The sequence below is a fragment of the Flavobacterium sp. 21.1 genome, assembly GCF_057801535.1.
The window spans coordinates 476,404-493,320 of record NZ_JBYNXA010000004.1; the positions used below are offsets into that span (position 1 = coordinate 476,404).

19 protein-coding genes are annotated in these 16,917 nt (G+C 38.5%); 8 read left to right on the forward strand and 11 right to left on the reverse strand.

The window, feature by feature from the left end; all coding sequences use genetic code 11:
• Positions 1-45: 45 nt before the first annotated feature.
• The 11 genes from AC3E9U_RS11535 to AC3E9U_RS11585 all read right to left on the reverse strand — a co-directional run bounded on the left by AC3E9U_RS11535 (position 46) and on the right by AC3E9U_RS11585 (position 9,419).
• The gene (locus AC3E9U_RS11535) at positions 46-1,308 is read right to left on the reverse strand and encodes an alpha/beta hydrolase (RefSeq protein WP_488747053.1); all 1,263 of its coding nucleotides are present in this window, start codon (positions 1,306-1,308) and stop codon (positions 46-48) included.
• 109 nt (positions 1,309-1,417) lie between these two features.
• On the reverse strand, positions 1,418-2,476 hold the full coding sequence (locus AC3E9U_RS11540) for a nucleoid-associated protein (RefSeq protein WP_488747054.1): 1,059 nt from the start codon (positions 2,474-2,476) through the stop codon (positions 1,418-1,420).
• 47 nt (positions 2,477-2,523) lie between these two features.
• Positions 2,524-2,883: a four helix bundle protein gene (locus tag AC3E9U_RS11545; protein ID WP_488747055.1), complete on the reverse strand. Its 360-nt coding sequence runs from the start codon at positions 2,881-2,883 to the stop codon at positions 2,524-2,526.
• 97 nt (positions 2,884-2,980) lie between these two features.
• Positions 2,981-3,532: an IS1096 element passenger TnpR family protein gene (locus tag AC3E9U_RS11550; protein ID WP_488747161.1), complete on the reverse strand. Its 552-nt coding sequence runs from the start codon at positions 3,530-3,532 to the stop codon at positions 2,981-2,983.
• An 86-nt stretch (positions 3,533-3,618) separates the two neighbouring features.
• The gene (locus AC3E9U_RS11555) at positions 3,619-4,845 is read right to left on the reverse strand and encodes a T9SS type A sorting domain-containing protein (protein ID WP_488747056.1); all 1,227 of its coding nucleotides are present in this window, start codon (positions 4,843-4,845) and stop codon (positions 3,619-3,621) included.
• A gap of 75 nt (positions 4,846-4,920) precedes the next feature.
• Positions 4,921-5,310, reverse strand: coding sequence for an SMU1112c/YaeR family gloxylase I-like metalloprotein (gene gloA2, locus AC3E9U_RS11560; protein ID WP_488747057.1), 390 nt, complete (start codon positions 5,308-5,310; stop codon positions 4,921-4,923).
• A 3-nt stretch (positions 5,311-5,313) separates the two neighbouring features.
• Positions 5,314-5,922 carry an HPP family protein gene (locus AC3E9U_RS11565; RefSeq protein ID WP_488747058.1) on the reverse strand — a complete coding sequence of 203 codons (609 nt, stop codon included), beginning with the start codon at positions 5,920-5,922 and terminating at the stop codon, positions 5,314-5,316.
• A gap of 3 nt (positions 5,923-5,925) precedes the next feature.
• On the reverse strand, positions 5,926-7,206 hold the full coding sequence (locus AC3E9U_RS11570; protein ID WP_488747059.1) for a chloride channel protein: 1,281 nt from the start codon (positions 7,204-7,206) through the stop codon (positions 5,926-5,928).
• Positions 7,207-7,311: 105 nt separating this feature from the next.
• Positions 7,312-7,659 carry an MmcQ/YjbR family DNA-binding protein gene (locus AC3E9U_RS11575; protein ID WP_488747060.1) on the reverse strand — a complete coding sequence of 116 codons (348 nt, stop codon included), beginning with the start codon at positions 7,657-7,659 and terminating at the stop codon, positions 7,312-7,314.
• Between the two features lie 2 nt (positions 7,660-7,661).
• Positions 7,662-8,120, reverse strand: a complete 459-nt coding sequence (locus AC3E9U_RS11580; protein ID WP_488747061.1) for a YciI family protein — start codon at positions 8,118-8,120, stop codon at positions 7,662-7,664.
• A gap of 132 nt (positions 8,121-8,252) precedes the next feature.
• A complete protein-coding gene (locus AC3E9U_RS11585; protein ID WP_488747062.1) occupies positions 8,253-9,419 on the reverse strand; it encodes a T9SS type A sorting domain-containing protein in 1,167 nt (388 codons plus the stop codon).
• A 324-nt stretch (positions 9,420-9,743) separates the two neighbouring features.
• On the opposite strand from AC3E9U_RS11585, the gene AC3E9U_RS11590 reads away from it, so the two are divergent.
• From AC3E9U_RS11590 to AC3E9U_RS11625, 8 genes are all read left to right on the forward strand, one after another.
• Positions 9,744-11,897: a TonB-dependent receptor gene (locus AC3E9U_RS11590; RefSeq protein WP_488747063.1), complete on the forward strand. Its 2,154-nt coding sequence runs from the start codon at positions 9,744-9,746 to the stop codon at positions 11,895-11,897.
• A gap of 242 nt (positions 11,898-12,139) precedes the next feature.
• Complete coding sequence (locus tag AC3E9U_RS11595) at positions 12,140-12,778, forward strand: tetratricopeptide repeat protein (RefSeq protein ID WP_488747064.1); 639 nt, start codon at positions 12,140-12,142, stop codon at positions 12,776-12,778.
• A gap of 25 nt (positions 12,779-12,803) precedes the next feature.
• A complete protein-coding gene (locus AC3E9U_RS11600; protein ID WP_488747065.1) occupies positions 12,804-12,971 on the forward strand; it encodes a hypothetical protein in 168 nt (55 codons plus the stop codon).
• 17 nt (positions 12,972-12,988) lie between these two features.
• Positions 12,989-14,326 (forward strand): histidine kinase, encoded by a 1,338-nt coding sequence (locus AC3E9U_RS11605; RefSeq protein WP_488747066.1) that lies wholly within the window; start codon positions 12,989-12,991, stop codon positions 14,324-14,326.
• A gap of 12 nt (positions 14,327-14,338) precedes the next feature.
• On the forward strand, positions 14,339-14,668 hold the full coding sequence (locus AC3E9U_RS11610; RefSeq protein ID WP_488747067.1) for a 2TM domain-containing protein: 330 nt from the start codon (positions 14,339-14,341) through the stop codon (positions 14,666-14,668).
• 2 nt (positions 14,669-14,670) lie between these two features.
• The gene (locus AC3E9U_RS11615) at positions 14,671-14,997 is read left to right on the forward strand and encodes a 2TM domain-containing protein (RefSeq protein WP_488747068.1); all 327 of its coding nucleotides are present in this window, start codon (positions 14,671-14,673) and stop codon (positions 14,995-14,997) included.
• The gene (locus AC3E9U_RS11620; RefSeq protein ID WP_488747069.1) at positions 14,984-15,307 is read left to right on the forward strand and encodes a 2TM domain-containing protein; all 324 of its coding nucleotides are present in this window, start codon (positions 14,984-14,986) and stop codon (positions 15,305-15,307) included. Before AC3E9U_RS11615 ends, AC3E9U_RS11620 begins: the two co-directional genes overlap by 14 nt.
• Positions 15,308-15,368: 61 nt before the next feature.
• Positions 15,369-16,859, forward strand: a complete 1,491-nt coding sequence (locus tag AC3E9U_RS11625; protein WP_488747070.1) for an ArnT family glycosyltransferase — start codon at positions 15,369-15,371, stop codon at positions 16,857-16,859.
• Positions 16,860-16,917 lie beyond the last annotated feature (58 nt).

The window sequence follows — 16,917 nt, forward strand, 5'->3', positions numbered from 1 at the left end:
AACGACCTCTTTTTGTTGTAATTAACCTTATTTTCGAGTAAATGACTATTGTTTCTCAGTAATGAAATTGAAAATATCGTCAATTACTTTCTGGTCAACAGTCGATTTTATAACATATTCTTCGGGATTCGGTTTTCCGGTTCCGCTCATAAACAAATGATTTACGGTAGGATAGCTGATGAATTTCGCTTTTTTGTTATTCTGAAGTGCTTTTTTCCACAGATTAAAATCGGTCATGGTCACCTGATAATCTCTTTCACCCTGTAAGATCAAGATTGGCGTTTTGACCTTTTTAACTTCGGTTAGAGGCTGATATGCCTGTAGGGATTTCCAATAAGGTGCCGGAAGATTAAAGGGCAGTTTTTCTTTTGGAGATTCCGAATTAAAATCTTTGGAATTTAGGAAAGCAATCTGCTCCTTCATTTTATCCACTTCTTTTTTTGCTTCTTCTGACGGATTTGCGCTTAATAAGTAATTGTATTGTTCCATGATCAACTGATCCAAAGGACGCGCATTACCGGCTAAAAGTACAATTTTCGAAATCTGATTCGTTTTGTTGGCAATACGCGGCAATATGTAAGCGCCCAAACTATGGCCTAGCACGATTATTTCATAATCTTTAAATTCCGGATTGGTTTTGAAGTGATTAATGATATTTAGTGCATCAGTCACAACTTCGTCATCGATTGTGCTTTTATCCGAAAAAGACTCCGGGTTCGAGAATGTTCTCTTGTCAAAACGGTACGATGCGATTCCTTTTTGATATAAGTTTTCGGCAATATCCCTGAACGGTTTGTTTTCTCCAATTGTTTCATCTCTGTCATGAGGACCTGAACCGTGTAAAAGGATAACTATTTTTTTCAGATTGTTTTCTGTTGGAATGAGTAGCGTGCCTTTCAGTTCAATACCACTACTAGCTACATTATATGGTTTTCCCAATGAATTTCCTTTGTCAAATTCTTTGTGCGGAGCGAAAAAGAAGCCTGCAATTTTATCGGAATTACGAAACGCAATTTTGATGTCCAATTTCATTTTTTCAAAGTCGGAATAGTAATAATACATTCCGTTCTGATCGTTAATCTCAATAACATTCTTGAACTTGCCTAATTGCGACTCGAGCTGATTGATCGTTTGTTCCAAAACCGGAAGTGTCACCTGGCCTTTTATAGTTTCATCAAAATAAGAGTAGGCTTTTTCATAGTTTTTATCGACCAGCAAAGTCTGGATGAAATCGCTTCCTGTTTTTTTGTTTTGCGATTGGGCTAAAAGGGATAAGGAAAGTAAGATGATTGCAAAAAGTCGTTTCATGGGAAATTTTTATAAAGGTAAAAATAGCTATTATTCTGACAAGTGAATGCCCGTTTTTATAAAAAAATCCCCGACTGTTTTTCACAATCGGGGATTTTATATCAATGTATTAACTCTTTTGCTCTTTGTTGAAGTAAACCAGATAGTAATACATCTGTTTTTCTTCATCCCAGCCTTTTTCAACGAATTTCTCGGCACTTTCAGGATTGATGAAATCCAATTTAATCTGGATGTTGGTATCCAATTCAATTACGTTTTTCATTTTCTTACGTGCATCGGAAACGGCAGCATTGGCAATAGGGAAAGAAGTTAGATCTTCAATGCTGTATTTTTCGCCTTTGTCTACTTTGTAGTTTTTGAATTCCGAAATCAGATCCGGATTATCAATTACTTCATTAATGAAATTGGTTTCTTCAAAATTGTCGTTTTTAGCGAAGTGGTTTACGGCACGGTTCATGAACATTACTTCCTCTTTCTTGTCTTCAGCCGGAAGAACAACTTCTTTAGCGAAATCCTGGCAGAATTTAAGGTATTTTTTAGTGATGAAATTCTCATCCTGGAACGCATCCACAGAAAGGAAATGCTCTAACCAGTAGCGTGCATCATAACGGTTGCTGTCTACGGTTAGGATTTTGTAACCTTCTTCCTTTTTATAGTTGAAGATCAGACAGCCTTTGTCCAATTTGTTAAGGCTGATTCCCTGTTGCAGGATCATGTCCAAATTAGTGTCTTTCTCCTCAAACTGAAGGAAATCGGACTTGATCTCACTTTTGAAAACACCGATGGCGTCCACAATATTGTTGTCAATCGAAACATTTGTAAGGTAGGTCACATAGACTTCTCCGTTTTTGATGTGCGGATGGTTGGATTGCTCGAACAAATGACGGGTGATCTTTTTTGAAACTTCATGTACGCTTCCCGGATTAGCGAAAATCTCGTTCGCGAAATTGTACATTTCGTTATAATCTAAATCCACATCATGAGCAAACTGAAAGTAGTTCTCTTCTTTATCTCTGAAAGGTTTAAAGAAAAACTCTTTTAAAAGCGGCATGATCTCGTCGTTCAGACCATACGGTTGCTCTGAAAGGAAAATTGCTTCGTTACGGCTTTTGTTTCCAACACGGTGGATGGAAAGATTGTCTATGTGGGTGTTGAATAAGTTGATCATGTTTATGTAAAGGTGCTAAGGAACTAAGGCGCTGAGGAACTAAGGTTCTAGGTTCGTTTTTCAATTTTGTTGATAAATGAAACCAACATTCTCTCTACCTCGCGGCTTTTTTCATATGTATTATTAAATTCTAATTCGGTTATGTAATCTATATTATAGGCGATTTCAATTTGTGTCTGATATTCGAACAACGAGGATAAAGAAATATTCAGAAACTTTAAATAATCATTTTTTCCGTTTCTTCCATAGCCTTCAGCAATATTACTCGGAATTGAAATTGCGCTTCTTCTTATTTGTGATGTTAATCCAAAGAGTTCTTCTTTTGGGAATTTCTTTGTGGTTTTATAGCATTCTGTGACAAGGTTCATCCCTTTTTGCCAAACTAAAAGGTCTCTGAAAGTACTCATTTTTTGTTTTTTATAAACAAATGTAAAAATAATTAAATTCCTACAAAAAAAATACTTAGAGCCTTAGCGTCTCAGAACCTTAGCATCTTAAAAAAAATTAATTCCAGTTCTCTTCGTAACCAAAATCCTCAAAGGAATCGTCTCCGTCGAACATGTCCATGTCTTCATCGTCGAAATCGTCTTCATAATCACCGTAAATGTCATCTTCGGTAACATCCGCGCCTCTAAATCCGCTTGAACCTGCTTCTGCCGGTAATTCACCATGCGAGAATAACAAAGCAGGATACGTTTCGCCATCTTCTTTTTCTTCAATGGCAGCAAGTTCCAAGAAGAAGGTCCACATACTGAAGAAATCATAGATATACACCATTTTGGTATTATCCTTATGCAATAGATCGTTGATTTTGAAATCAGCCATCGTTTTCATTTCGCCAAGAACATCTCCTGTGTCGAACATTGGGATTTCATCATCTTCATTCCAGGTCCAGTCGTTTTCACAAGTGAAAAAAGAACCCGTTTCCGTACCGTCAAAGCCAAAAGCATTAACGATTGCATTATGTAAATCTTCTAAAGTGTCGTCTTCAAGAATTGCAATATCTCTGAAAATATCTTCCTCTGCATCGAGGATTACCCTGAATTTGTAAACCATGACCTTATCATTTTTTGAAAGGCCAAAGGTAGTCATATTTTTAGATTTCAGATTTCCGAAATGCGAATTGTTGATAAGATTTTCAGTTAGGATTTAATAAATTTATAAACCGACTGACTTTCAGTAACCACAAAATAGATTCCGCTCTGAAGGCTTGAAACATTTATTTGCCAATTGTTTTTCTGTTCGTCTGAACGGAAAATTTCCTCACCTAAAGTGGAGATAATTTTTATGGAAGATGGTGAAAGCATTTCAAAATTCAAAACCGATTGTGCCGGATTCGGATACAGTCGGACATTATTTTGTTCAAAACTAATCGTTGATAAGGTTCCCAAATCGATTTGCTTTTCGATAATTTCATCACAGCCGTTTCGGATTGCCTTTAGTTTAATGATTTTAATCCCTCCTGATGTATAAATGTGGGTTGGGTTTTGTTGCGTTGATGTGATTCCGTCTCCAAAATCCCAAAGCAATAAAGTATAGTTATTTGAAGTGTTCGCAAAACTGACGGAATTGCCATTTATAATATAGTTAAAATCTGCGTGCAGGTTATAGGTGTTGATGCGCCATTGCGGTTTGTTGGGCAAAACCACCTGATCGGCAATCCCGTGAAAGTATTCTGCAGTTGCCCGAGTTATGCCACCATAGGATGTTGTTCCGGCTACTGGTTCCTGAAAAATAGCAGAAAACATGGTCGAAGCAATAAGATACGAACCATTTAAGTTAGGGTGAATGTCGTTATAACTTCCGTGCAGAAGTAAATCCTGCTGTGCTGTATAATGCATTCTTGCCGATTCACCAGCAGGCACAAATGGAAGATGTAAATTATCCGCCATTTTTGTGATCGAATCTTTGATTTGTGTCTGAACGGACTGATAAGTGCCATAGGCCGTTTCGGATGGCACCCCATACGGAATTTCATATAGGAAAACTCTAGCGCATGGACTGTATCTTCTTATCGAATCGAGAAGTTTTTGACCTCTTTCAATAGTTGTGTTGACTGGCCAGGATGCTCCCGCCGATTCACCACTTCCCGGTTGTAAAACGACTGCATCCCATACCGTGTTTCTGAAAAGAGTATAGAGATTAGAATCCGTAACATGATTTACAAATCCGGCACCCCCAACGGTATGCATTTGCGTAACGACATTTTTTCCTTTGTTGTTCGCGATATCACGAAACAAAATCGGCATATCATTAAAATACGTAATACTGTTACCTACAAAAAGTATGTTTTTTTGAGGATTTTGGGAAAAACAGATTGCTGATAAAAGCAAAAATGGACTTACACAGATTAGTAGTTTTAGTTTCATTGTTTCAGTTTAACAATTTGGGTGTTACAATTTTAGTAATTTTATTTGTAAACTGTTATAAAACAATGAAATAATTTATTTTTCATAGAATTCGATAGGCAAATCATCAGGGTCGGCAAAGAAGAAAAAACGTTTGTCAGTATATTCATCAGTGCGGATGGTTTCGGCTTCAATCCCATTAGAAAGGATAAACTGTCTTGCCTTTTCGATATCGTCCACTTCAAATGCGAGATGTCGCATTCCGGAAGCTTCCGGCCGGGAAACACGTTTGGGAGGGTTTGGGAACGAAAATAGTTCCACTATATAATTTCCGTTTAAAGCCAAGTCAAGTTTATAAGACTGTCGCTCTTCACGATAGATTTCCTGAAGGATTTCCAAACCTAAGATCGCTGTATAAAAACGTTTCGATTTTTCATAATCAGAACAGATAATAGCGATATGATGGATTTTATTCAGGTGTAACATTGCTTATTTGGTTTTATTTGCACTCAGCTGGCCTGAAATATTCTTTTTGAATTTTGTGAACTTTTTGTTGGTTGGATAATGACGGTTTGTAGTCATGTTGTTGAAAATCAAAGCCACTACCAAAAGAATCAAAGCGCCACTCAATACAGGTGAAATTACATACCAATAACCTAATTTCAAAATAGCCGGCGAACCGGTAACGGCAATAAGTGCGGTGGCTCCGCCGGGTGGATGCAGGGTTTTCGTAATCTGCATTAACACGATCGATGCAGCTACAGCAACTGCCGAAGCCAGCCAGATCATATCGGGAAAAAGTTTAGCCGCAGTAACACCGATAAAGGCAGAAATTACATGGCCACCGATAAGATTACGAGGTTGGGCAAGCGGACTTTGGATCACTCCATAAACCAAAACGCAAGACGCTCCAAAGGAACCGATGAGAAACACAAAATCTTCTTTTGGAAACGCATTGTATTGCAGGTAGGCAATTAATCCCATCCCAACAAAAGCACCAGTGAAAGCCCAGAAATGTTCCTTGAAATCAACAAGCGTTTCTTTATACAGTACGTATTTGGCTTTTCTGTAATTACGTTTGATGTGCTTGGTCGGCATAACTTATGAAACGGTTTTTGGCTGATACGTATAAACAGTATGTGGATAAATAAGCTGTGCCGTGGTTTTGGAAACCAGACAGACTATCAGGATCGGGAAGAATAAGGTGTAATCGTTTATCAGTCCGCAAATTAAAAATAAAGCGGTGAACGGTGCATGGATACTGGCACTCAGCATCGCTGCCATCCCGATGATCATGAAGTTCAGCGGAATCACATTGGCATCGAAATACGTATTCAGTATCGATGCGGTCAATAATCCAAGGAATGCCCCAAGAAACATGCTGGGAGCGAAAACCCCTCCATCGCCTCCGGAAGCCAATGTTACTGATGTTATAATCGGCTTAAGAAGCAAGACTCCGGTCATCGTAAGTACGAAAGAAGTCGTCAAAAAAATGGAATCGGAATTCGACAACAAATTCTTAACTGCGTGATATCCTTCTCCGTATAACTGCGGTAAAACCAACAGCGATATACTGATAATGGCAGAACCGATCAGAATTTTGATGGAATGTTTTTCAATCTGAGCGAATCTCGATTTAATGTAAATCACAGATTTGGTGAGATAAACCGAGTTGATTCCTGCCAAAACCCCCAATACCAAAAAATAAGGGAAGGCGTTCAAATGCCATTTGGTAACTGAAACCTGAAAAATCGGTTTTTCGTCCAAAAGCAAAATGAAACCGTAAGCAACGGCTACCGATAAACTTGTGGTTAAGGCAAATATCTTGGTTACTTTTTTTGAAATTACTTCATAGGAAAATAGAATTCCGGCAATCGGACTGCTGAATAAAGCAGTGATTCCGGCGGCAATTCCCGCACAAATAAGCTCGGTTTTATGTCTTTTGAATATATTTTCTTTTTTCTGTGCCACCGCTCCAATAGCCGCGGAAGCAACCACAGTACTTACTTCAATTCCCGTAGAGCCGCCAAAAACCACTGTTAGCAAACCATTAAAAAAATGGGACGGTACTTTATAGATAGGCAGCTTTTTTGACGAAGAATCCGTGGCTTCGAAAATTTCCTTAATTCCTTTGTTCTCTTTCTTTTTGAACAGATACATTCGCAAAAAGTAAATCACCGATAAACCGAAAAAGGGGAAAACCAGATAAAAAATCCAGTTTAAAGAAGCCTTGTGAAAGAGAATCTCTTCATAATGCTCGGTCAACCGTTTTAAACAAACCGCCATGAACGCACACAGGAAACCAATCAAAAGAGAAGCAATACTCAGTTTTTGAAATTTGATCCGTTTGTAACTTTTGCGAAGTTGTGTGGTTTTATTCATTGGTTATGGAATCTGGGAAAAGACTTGCACTGCAAAAATAATTATCAGTCAATGAAAAAATCCTTTCAAAACGTTAAAGTTTAATGCAATAGCAAAGTCATATCATCAAAGACTCAATTGCTTTTTGATCTTTGCAGGTAATTTATCTTTAACCAACGTATAAGATTGAGTTACATAATATTTCCATTCCTTTGGCGATAAAGTACTTATGTCTTCCACTAAAACCCATTTGTACCTAGCCACGTACGGCGCAGGCATAAAACCTTTTTTAGCTGAAAGTTCATCGAATTCCTCCGGAGTAACTTTAAAGGAAGCCGATGTAGGCGATTGGTTCAATCCCACTACACAGAACATTTTTTCACCAATGCAGAAGCACAAATCGCTTTCCCACTTGATATCTTCGGTAACGGATGGTAAGGATTTGCAAAGTTCCTGTAACTCTTCAATATTCATAATTATAGTTTTGGTTTGGCTATTTTTTCGTGAGTTTTAGGGACTTCCATTAAGGCGGCGCTGCAGTACCATGGGGTTAGTTCCGCTTCAAATATCTTGGCTTTCACGGCAGGATCGGTTTCCACTAATTTTTGCGCTTCCTCTAATGTAGCACAGTTAAAAATGTAGATTCCTTTATAATTTCTGTCGTTTTTCATAAACGGACCAGCCACAACAAGTTTGCCTTCTTTTGCCAGACGGTTGATGTTAGCCATATGACCTTCCATGTATTTCGTTTTTTCTTCTTTGCTGGCAGTAGTGTTTGTGCCTCCTTTAAGAATACAGAAGATGTAGGTTTTCATGCCGCGTTCGTCAGCACCTAATTCTTTCGCCAGTTTTTCATCATAGGTTGTGCTGGTTTCCTGAGCTGAAACCATATTCATGCCCGAAAGCAGCAATAAAGCAAAAAATATTTTTTTCATAAAATTACCGTTTAATCTTTCAAAGATAGCGAAACGAACCAAGTTATGAATGAATAAGAGCATATAAAACCGCATGATTTTCTGAATTTGAAAATCAGCACAGGCAACAGTACTATTTAGAAAAGTGGTTGTTTAGTTTTTAATCAGTTTAATGGAATTTTTGTAATTGTCATCAATTCTGAAGAAATAAAGACCTTTTGACATTTGGCTGATATCAATAACTGTTTCCTGATCATTCAACTGCCCTTTTTTGATGATTCTTCCGGTTTGATCGGTTATGAAATAATCTGCTTCGAAAAGAGGAGCACTACTCATTACAGTTATGGCGTCCAAAGAGGGATTAGGATATAATACCAGTTTTTTACCGGCTGTAAATTCGTCTATTCCTAAAGTATAGCCAAAGGTGATTCTTGTCGCATTTGCCCAGGTACTTGTTCCGATGTCCCAGTTTTGACCTAAAATCTGTGTGATACTGTTACTTCCATTGTAAGAGTATAAGGATTGCGTATTATTCACCCAAGTGCTCGAAGCAGCATTCCAGTTTTGATTTAATTCAACAGTAATGTACCCCGCAGGATTGTACGTATTGATAACTTTTGTGGAATTTAACCAATTAGTTCCCGTCCATGTTTCGCTGGTAGCAGTAAGTACTTTATTCGCTCCGGTGTAAGTATAGGTGGTTCTTTCTTGGTCTACCCATATATTACTAGCATTCCAGGATTGTCTTATAGTTTGTGTGGGATAACCTGAAGGATTGTTAGTGTAATTGGTTTGGGTACTATTTTTCCATGAGCTGCCTATGAAATCCCAGTTCTGCTGCAATTCGTTGATTAGATACCCGCTTCCATCATAAGTATTGGTGAGCTTTGATTGGTTATACCAGGCTCCTCCCCAAATTTCCATAATATTGGTGAGTACTTTTTTGGATGCCATATATGTATATGTAGATCTTCGGGAATTTTCCCAGGAGCTACTTCCGCTATCCCAGAACTGTGTAACGGATTGGTATACCGTACCATCCGGATTGTTTGCGTAATCAGTCTGAGCATAATTTTGCCAAGCGCCCGGGGGCGGAGATATTATCCAATCATAGCTTATGGAATGGGTTAAATGATTAGAGCCATCATACGTGTTGAGTATTTGCACCTGATTTTGCCAGTTAGGATTCACCCAGTTTTCAATAAGCACAGAATAAACGTTTTGTCCCGGCATATTTGTACTCAGTAATAAAGTTGTGAGGAGTAATAAATACCGTATGTGTTTTATTTTGGGGTTTTTCGGGAAAGTAATTGTTTTCATTGTGACAATTTTATTTTTTTGTCCGTAAAACATTCGAAGTCAGAAGATTTTGACCAATTGTATAACGCGCTCTTTCAGACCGTGTAAGCCGTCGGGTACAAGCCTTTCTCAGAATAGAAGACTAATGTAAGTTACCTCCAATGGAGCTTTTGGAATATAACTACAAAGTTATTAATTAAAAATGATAACCAATTGGTTTTTAGTTAGTTAGAGGAGTAATGAAGTCGGATGAAAACAATTCATCCTGAAAAATCAACATTTCGGAATTCTTTTTTGGTATTTCCGTTTTTTCTGACGCAAATTTGTTCCGTTAAAATTAAGCAGATGAAAACCTTTTTTACCTTTTTAGTTATTTTATGCAGTATGAACCTGTTTTCACAAACTGTTATATCCGGTAAAGTCTTGGATAATAAGGGAAAACCTTGTATAGGAGCGAATGTTTTTATTGAAGGTGCCTATGACGGAGCGACAACAGATTCAAACGGTGATTTTTCTTTTGAGACATCGGAGAAAGGCAATCAGACTTTGGTAATTACTTTTTTGAGTTTTGAAACACAGAGAGTTCCGATTGTAATTGAAAATTATATTCCACAGACCATTAAACTCAAAGAAAGTTTAAATACGCTTGACACCGTAGTGATTTCGGCAGGTGCTTTTAAAGCAGGAGACAATTCGAAAGCCTCTGCTTTGAAGCCATTGGACATTGTTACCACGGCCGGAGCTGCAGGCGATATCATCGGCGCTTTACAAACCTTGCCGGGAGCGCAGATCGTAGGTGAGAGCGGCCGTTTGTTCGTACGTGGTGGAGAAGCCGATGAAACACAAACCTATGTTGACGGAATTCGCGTGGCACAACCCTATAATGCCTCCGCAAACAATATTCCGACCCGGGGTCGTTTTTCTCCCTTTTTATTCAGTGGGATGACTTTTTCAACCGGAGGGTATTCCGCAGAATTTGGCGATGCTTTATCAAGTGTCCTTTTGTTGAATACCATCAATGAGGTTGATAATGAAGAATCGAATTTTTCATTTATGACGGTAGGTTTAGGAGCAAGCAACACCCAAAAATGGAAGAAAAGTGCTTTGACTTTTAATTTGAGTTACATCAACTTAGAACCTTATCAGAAAGTCGTGAAACAGAATGTGGATTGGATCAAGCCCTATCAGTCAGCTTCAGGCGAAACAGTTTTTCGAAAAAATTTCAATAACGGATTGTTCAAATTATATGCAGCATTCGACTATACGACCTTCAAACTGAACCAAAAGAATGTGAATTTTTCCGAGCCGATCGCCGTTGACACCCAAAACAACAATTTTTATCTGAATTCTTCTTATAAAGGAAATTTCGGTTCAGGATGGGGGATTCAGACCGGAATCAGTTTCGGTTACAATCAGAATAAAAATGAAGTAGACCGAAGCGATCTGAAAAACAGGGAAAATGCGACCCATATGAAATTGAAGCTTATCAAAAAATTCTCAGACTGGGTTCATTTGTCTTTCGGAGGTGATTACTTTATCACTGATTTTAACGAAAATTACACGGATGTAACCTTAGGCGCATTTGACTACGGTTATCGTAATAATACCGGAGCCATTTATGCCGAAACCGATATTTTCTTTTCGAAAAAACTGGCCGCGAAAGTAGGTCTGCGTGCCTTAAACAGCAGCTACATTGACAAAAGCAGTATAGAGCCGAGAATCTCATTGGCCTATAAAACCAGTAAAAATGGACAGGTTTCTTTGGCTTACGGCGATTTTCACCAGAATCCTATTCAGGGGTACCTGAAATTCCACTCGGATTTCAATTACGAAAAGACATCACACTATATTCTGAATTATATGTATTCCGTAAATAAGAGAACGCTCAGAACTGAAATTTTCTATAAAGACTATTCCGATCTGGTGAAATACGACACTTACACCCCGCTGTTCAACAGCAATTACAGCAACAACGGTTACGGGTATGCGAAAGGGCTGGACGTGTTTTTCAGAGATAGTAAATCAGTTCGAAACCTCGATTATTGGATTTCATATTCGTATATCGACAGCGAACGTGATTACAGAAATTATGAAAGCAAGGTAACGCCAAGTTTTGTAGCCGCGCACACGTTTTCCGTTGTGACAAAGTATTGGATCGAAGACTGGAAGTCGCAGCTGAGTGTCACCAACAGTTTCGCGACCGGCCGTCCTTATGATAATCCGAATGAATCGGCATTCATGAACGGAAAGGCAAAAGATTATAATAGTCTGAGTATGAGCTGGGCTTATTTGCTTTCGCCTCAGAAAATTTTGTATTTTTCCGTATCCAATGTGTTGGGAAGGGATAATATTTTTGGATATGACTATGCGCTTTCGCCGGGCAGTGACGGTATTTACCAACGTCAGGCAATTACGCAGCCAGCCGACCGATTCTTTTTTATCGGGTTCTTCTGGACCATCAGCAAGGACAAGAGTAAGAACCAGTTGGATAATTTGTAGCGAGGAGAGGATAGAGGATAGAAACAAGAAGCAAGAAGCAAGAGAAAAGGGAGAAGGGAGAAGGAAGCTTTTAGCTGCTTAGAACCTTTCAAAAAAACAGTTCATCCTCCAATTTCGACAGTTCGGTAAGTATAAATTTTAAAGGAGTAAAATCTAAAATACTTTTGGAGTATAAAATCAAAAGAAGTTTTAATCAATCAATCAAAAAGTAATTATTATTCAACTTAAAAAAACAAAACATTATGATCAGGATTATCACATCATTAGTATTATTTATCAGTAGTCTGGCATTTGCACAATCAGCAAAAACGAGTTCGCCTTACGAAACGGGAATGGGAAAAGCAATGGGACTATGGAAAGAAGGTAAATCAACGGAAGCGGTTGCTATCTTAGAACGAATCGCATCAGTGGAAAAAACGAACTGGTTGCCAAACTATTATGTAGCTTTTATTAATACCGTTGAGGTTTTTAAATTACAGGACAAGTCGAAAGCACCGGCATTGCTGGACAAAGCACAGGTGGCTTTGGATGATGCGACAACTGTGAGCCCTAATAATCCGGAACTGATGGTGGTCCAGGCCTTGATTTATACCGCATGGATTGTTCAGGATCCGATGGCTAACGGAATGAAATATTCAAGTAAAGCAATGGAGCAGTACTATAAAGCACAAGCTTTGGCACCAGACAATCCAAGAGTAGTGTTTTCCAAAGCAGAATTTGAAATCGGCGGCGCAAAATATTGGGGTAAGGATACAAAACCTATGTGTGCTGAGGTAGAACGCTCGATCGGACTTTTTGCTAAATTCCAACCGGAGACGCAATTTCACCCAAGCTGGGGATTAGACCGCGCGAAAGAAGTTTTAGCAAACTGCGGTAAGTAATCATAATTCATCTAAAGAAAGTAAAATGGAAACGCAAAATCAGAATAAAAATAAGATAGCCGGAACAATTTTCATTGGTTGTATGTTCGTCGGAATAGGAATCGGAATGTACTTAGGTAAAGTGGCTGTCGGAACTTTGGTTGGAATGGGAGTTGGTTTTATTGCCTCTGCCATTGCCAAAGCTAAAATCTAATCCTATTACAGTTTACAATGAATAAGTATCTCAGCCATTTTCTTCGATCCATAGCATTAGGAATCATTATTTTTTTCGTGCTCCTTTTTGTGGGTTGGATCACAGAAGAAAGTGTACAATGGAATCATCAGCTGCTAATGCGCTTCCAGTTCACGCTCCTGTACTCGGTGAGTTTGTATATGGTCAATATGGTGCTGTTTATTTTGTTGGATAACTTATTCAGTAAAAATCGTTTTTCAGTTAGACGGATTGTAATTGGATTCATAAGTTCTTTGATCATTACGATATTCACTTTATTTCTTCTTCATTTAATTGAAATAGTGATAATCGACGGAAATACATTGTCTGATTTTTTAGCGGAAGAAACTGCAGCCGATTATGTAATGCCGATCGTTCTGACAATTATCATCAGTCTGATTATCCACGCGATTTACTTCTACCGATCCTATCAGGAAAACAGGGTTAAAGAACAGAAGATCATTGCAGGAACGGCTTCGGCGAAATTTGAGAGTTTAAAAAACCAGCTTGATCCGCATTTTCTTTTCAACAGTCTGAATGTATTGAGTTCTTTGATTGAAGAGAATCCGGAGAGTGCCCAGAAATTCACTTCTTCTCTTTCAAAAATTTACCGCTACGTGCTGGAACAGCGTGATAAAGAACTGGTAAGTGTGGAAGAAGAATTAGCATTTGCAAAGACCTACATGAATCTACTGAAAATGCGTTTCGAGAATAGTATATTTTACGAACTGCCGGAAAAAGTAAACAATCCGGAAGCTAAAGTGGTGCCGTTGTCGTTACAATTATTATTGGAAAATAGTATAAAACATAATGTAGTCAGCGAACAGCGACCGTTACACATACGGATTTTTGAAAAAGACAACTGTCTGGTCGTTCAGAACGATCTGCAGAAAAAAGAAGTATTAAAAGACAGGCAAGGAGTGGGATTGCAGAATATCATTAGCCGCTATGCGATTCTTACTGAGCGAAAAGTGAGCATTCAGCAAACCGAAAAAGAGTTCTCTGTAGCCTTACCGTTATTAACCAAACAAATAGGGATTATGACAACAGCATATACATCCGAAGACGATTCATCTTATTACAGAGCCAAAAAACGCGTGGAAGCCATCAGAGGTTTTTACGGAAGTCTGATCTCGTATTGCGTGGTGATTCCGGTTTTGATTATCATCAATCTTACTTTTTCATCGAAATTCCAATGGTTTTGGTTTCCGATGATAGGTTGGGGAATTGGCCTTTTAATGCACGGATTCGGCGTTTTCGGATACGGTTCCCGATGGGAAGAACGAAAAATAAAAGAAATTCTTAGCAAACACAAAGACAAACAAAACTGGAGATAATCATCAGAGATCATGCGAAGATTTAGACATACAAACGATTTTCATGCGGAATTGGAAGCCATCGCAAAAAAGCGGGTTCGGAAAATAAAAAGCTTTTTCATTCATCTTTTCGTTTTTGGTATCGTATTTACGATTTTCATTCTGAAACGGTATTGTAATATTGATTTTAAATTTTTACCACTACAGCATATCAATTGGTTTTTTATGGCAATCTGGTTTTTCTTCGTATGTGTTAAGGGGATCAAATTGCTGGTAAGGGAAGTGATCTTAGGAAAAGAATGGGAAAACAAACAAATGGATAAGTTCATGCAATCGGAGTCACAAAATCAAAAATGGAAGTAATCATGGAAACAAAGTATAACGAAAGAGAACAACTGGAAAGAGCCAGAAAGCGGGTTGAGGAAATCAAAGGTTTTTATGGGCATTTAGCGGCTTACGTTGGGGTTAACATCTTTTTCCTGGTAATTAACCTTTTAACTTCACCGGACGATTTATGGTTTTTCTGGCCGATGTTAGGCTGGGGAATTGGGGTAATGTTCCATGGTTTCCGCGTTTTTAACGTTACGCCTTTTTTCGGAAAGGATTGGGAAGAGCGCAAAATCAGGGAATTCATGGAGGAGGAAGAACGTCAGAAAAATGATTTAAAAAATCAGGGTCATGGAAAACAATAATAATAACTTTGAGGAACGTTATGAAGATGCACAAAAGAGGGTAAAACGGCTGAAAGGCTTTTATTCGCATCTGTTGGCTTATGTTTTGGTCAATACCATAATTGTTTTTTTGAACATCAGCAATCTTGAACCGGGCGAAAGTTATTTTAAGTTCGAGAACTTTTTCACGGCTTTCTTCTGGGGAATCGGATTGTTGGCCCACGGCGTGAGCGTTTTCGGTCATCATCTTATTTTCGGAAAGGAATGGGAAGAACGAAAGATAAAAGAGTTCATGGAAAAGGATAAGCAGGAACACGAAAAGTGGGAATAGTTTTACTTTAAATAAAGGTAAAGTCTTAGCTTTGAGTCCGAAAAAATCATCAGCCATAAAAATGAAAAAATACCTTTCGATAATCCTTTTATTATCCCTTGTTAAATTAATAATTCATCTTGTTGCGAATTCCAATTACGGATTCCACCGGGATGAATTATTGCATTTGTCCGTTAGTGAGCATTTGGCCTGGGGATATATGGAATTTCCGCCTTTTATTGCGGTGGTCGGGAAGTTTGCTCATTTCCTGTTTGGATATTCCTTACCGGGCGTTCGTTTGTTTGCAACTCTGGCAGGTGTGGCTATTTTAGTGTTGTCTTGTCTTATTGCTAAAGAATTAGGAGGAAAGAAAAATGCGGTTTTATTGGCTGGTGTTTCGGTTTTGGCTTTTCTGCCTTATTTCAGAAACCATACTCTTTTTCAGCCGGTTGCTTTCGATCAGCTTTTCTGGACGCTGGGATTTTACTATCTGGTTCGTTATCTCAATTCTAAAAACAATAAGTACCTAATTTATCTTGGGATTACTGCCGGAATTGGTTTGATGAACAAGTATACCTTTGCTGTTTGGGGATTGGGAATTGTAGTAGGTTTACTGTTTTTTGAAAAAGGAGCCGTCTACAAGAACAAATGGCTTTATGTTTCAGGGATTTTGGCACTGCTGATCGTTTTGCCGAATATTTTCTGGCAGTACACAAATCATTTTCCTTTATTCGCCCATTTGGAGCAATTGAAGGAAAGTCAGCTGGATGAAATTGGCCCGTATGATTTTGCTTTGGAACAGTTGAAATTGCCCTTTACTCTAGTGGTGACATTGATTGGATTGACAGCCGCCTTTTTGGATCAGGAACTGAAAAAATACAAAAGCCTGGCCATTGCCTTTTTGGTAATTTTCTTTACCATGTGGCTTTTACAGTCCAAAGGGTATTATTTCTTCGCCGCTTATCCGGTGATGTTTGCTTTGGGTTCGGTCAAAATTGAAAAAATGCTGCAGCGAAAACCGTATTGGAACTATGCAGTTGTGGCAGTTTTGATAGTGCCTGTCGTTTATTTTGTTCCGATGGCTACACCGGTTTTATCAGTAGAAAAATATGTGAAGTATGCCAAATTACAACCCGAGAAAGACGGACGGATTATCCTTACCAATGATTATGCTGATATGTTCGGATGGGAAGAGCAGGTGAAACTCGTGGACAGTCTCTATGAAGCTTTACCGGAACAGGAAAAACAAAAATGTGTTCTGCTGGCAGAAAATTACGGTGAAGCAGGAGCGATAAAAATATTAGGCAAGAAATACCAATTGCCAGATCCTGTTTGTGCTCACGGAAGTTTCTGGACCTGGGGACCGGGCAAAACGGAAGGAGAAGTATTCATAAGTATCGGAAACGAAGAAGAAATTATTTCTAAGCTTTTTGAAGAACACAATCTGGTTAAAAAAGTGACACATAAATACGCAATCGACGAAGAAAATGGCATACCGGTTTATATTTGCCGAAAGCCGAAGGTCAATTTGCATAAGTTGTGGCCGGATTTGGAAAAATATATTTTTGAGTAAAAAACATAAAGTCTCAGAACTTAGTGCCTTAGAATCTAAGAGCCTTAGCACCTAGAAA

Bases quoted from the DNA above. Each gene is read 5' to 3' on its own strand.
- AC3E9U_RS11565 (WP_488747058.1), bottom strand. From the start codon at position 5,922: ATGCCGACCAAGCACATCAAACGTAATTACAGAAAAGCCAAATACGTA.
- AC3E9U_RS11590 (WP_488747063.1), top strand. From the start codon at position 9,744: ATGAAAACCTTTTTTACCTTTTTAGTTATTTTATGCAGTATGAACCTG.
- AC3E9U_RS11585 (WP_488747062.1), bottom strand. From the start codon at position 9,419: ATGAAAACAATTACTTTCCCGAAAAACCCCAAAATAAAACACATACGG.
- AC3E9U_RS11535 (WP_488747053.1), bottom strand. From the start codon at position 1,308: ATGAAACGACTTTTTGCAATCATCTTACTTTCCTTATCCCTTTTAGCC.
- AC3E9U_RS11575 (WP_488747060.1), bottom strand. From the start codon at position 7,659: ATGAATATTGAAGAGTTACAGGAACTTTGCAAATCCTTACCATCCGTT.
- AC3E9U_RS11595 (WP_488747064.1), top strand. From the start codon at position 12,140: ATGATCAGGATTATCACATCATTAGTATTATTTATCAGTAGTCTGGCA.
- AC3E9U_RS11580 (WP_488747061.1), bottom strand. From the start codon at position 8,120: ATGAAAAAAATATTTTTTGCTTTATTGCTGCTTTCGGGCATGAATATG.
- AC3E9U_RS11605 (WP_488747066.1), top strand. From the start codon at position 12,989: ATGAATAAGTATCTCAGCCATTTTCTTCGATCCATAGCATTAGGAATC.
- AC3E9U_RS11615 (WP_488747068.1), top strand. From the start codon at position 14,671: ATGGAAACAAAGTATAACGAAAGAGAACAACTGGAAAGAGCCAGAAAG.
- AC3E9U_RS11625 (WP_488747070.1), top strand. From the start codon at position 15,369: ATGAAAAAATACCTTTCGATAATCCTTTTATTATCCCTTGTTAAATTA.
- AC3E9U_RS11610 (WP_488747067.1), top strand. From the start codon at position 14,339: ATGCGAAGATTTAGACATACAAACGATTTTCATGCGGAATTGGAAGCC.
- gloA2 (WP_488747057.1), bottom strand. From the start codon at position 5,310: ATGTTACACCTGAATAAAATCCATCATATCGCTATTATCTGTTCTGAT.
- AC3E9U_RS11555 (WP_488747056.1), bottom strand. From the start codon at position 4,845: ATGAAACTAAAACTACTAATCTGTGTAAGTCCATTTTTGCTTTTATCA.
- AC3E9U_RS11540 (WP_488747054.1), bottom strand. From the start codon at position 2,476: ATGATCAACTTATTCAACACCCACATAGACAATCTTTCCATCCACCGT.
- AC3E9U_RS11570 (WP_488747059.1), bottom strand. From the start codon at position 7,206: ATGAATAAAACCACACAACTTCGCAAAAGTTACAAACGGATCAAATTT.
- AC3E9U_RS11600 (WP_488747065.1), top strand. From the start codon at position 12,804: ATGGAAACGCAAAATCAGAATAAAAATAAGATAGCCGGAACAATTTTC.
- AC3E9U_RS11620 (WP_488747069.1), top strand. From the start codon at position 14,984: ATGGAAAACAATAATAATAACTTTGAGGAACGTTATGAAGATGCACAA.
- AC3E9U_RS11545 (WP_488747055.1), bottom strand. From the start codon at position 2,883: ATGAGTACTTTCAGAGACCTTTTAGTTTGGCAAAAAGGGATGAACCTT.
- AC3E9U_RS11550 (WP_488747161.1), bottom strand. From the start codon at position 3,532: ATGGTTTACAAATTCAGGGTAATCCTCGATGCAGAGGAAGATATTTTC.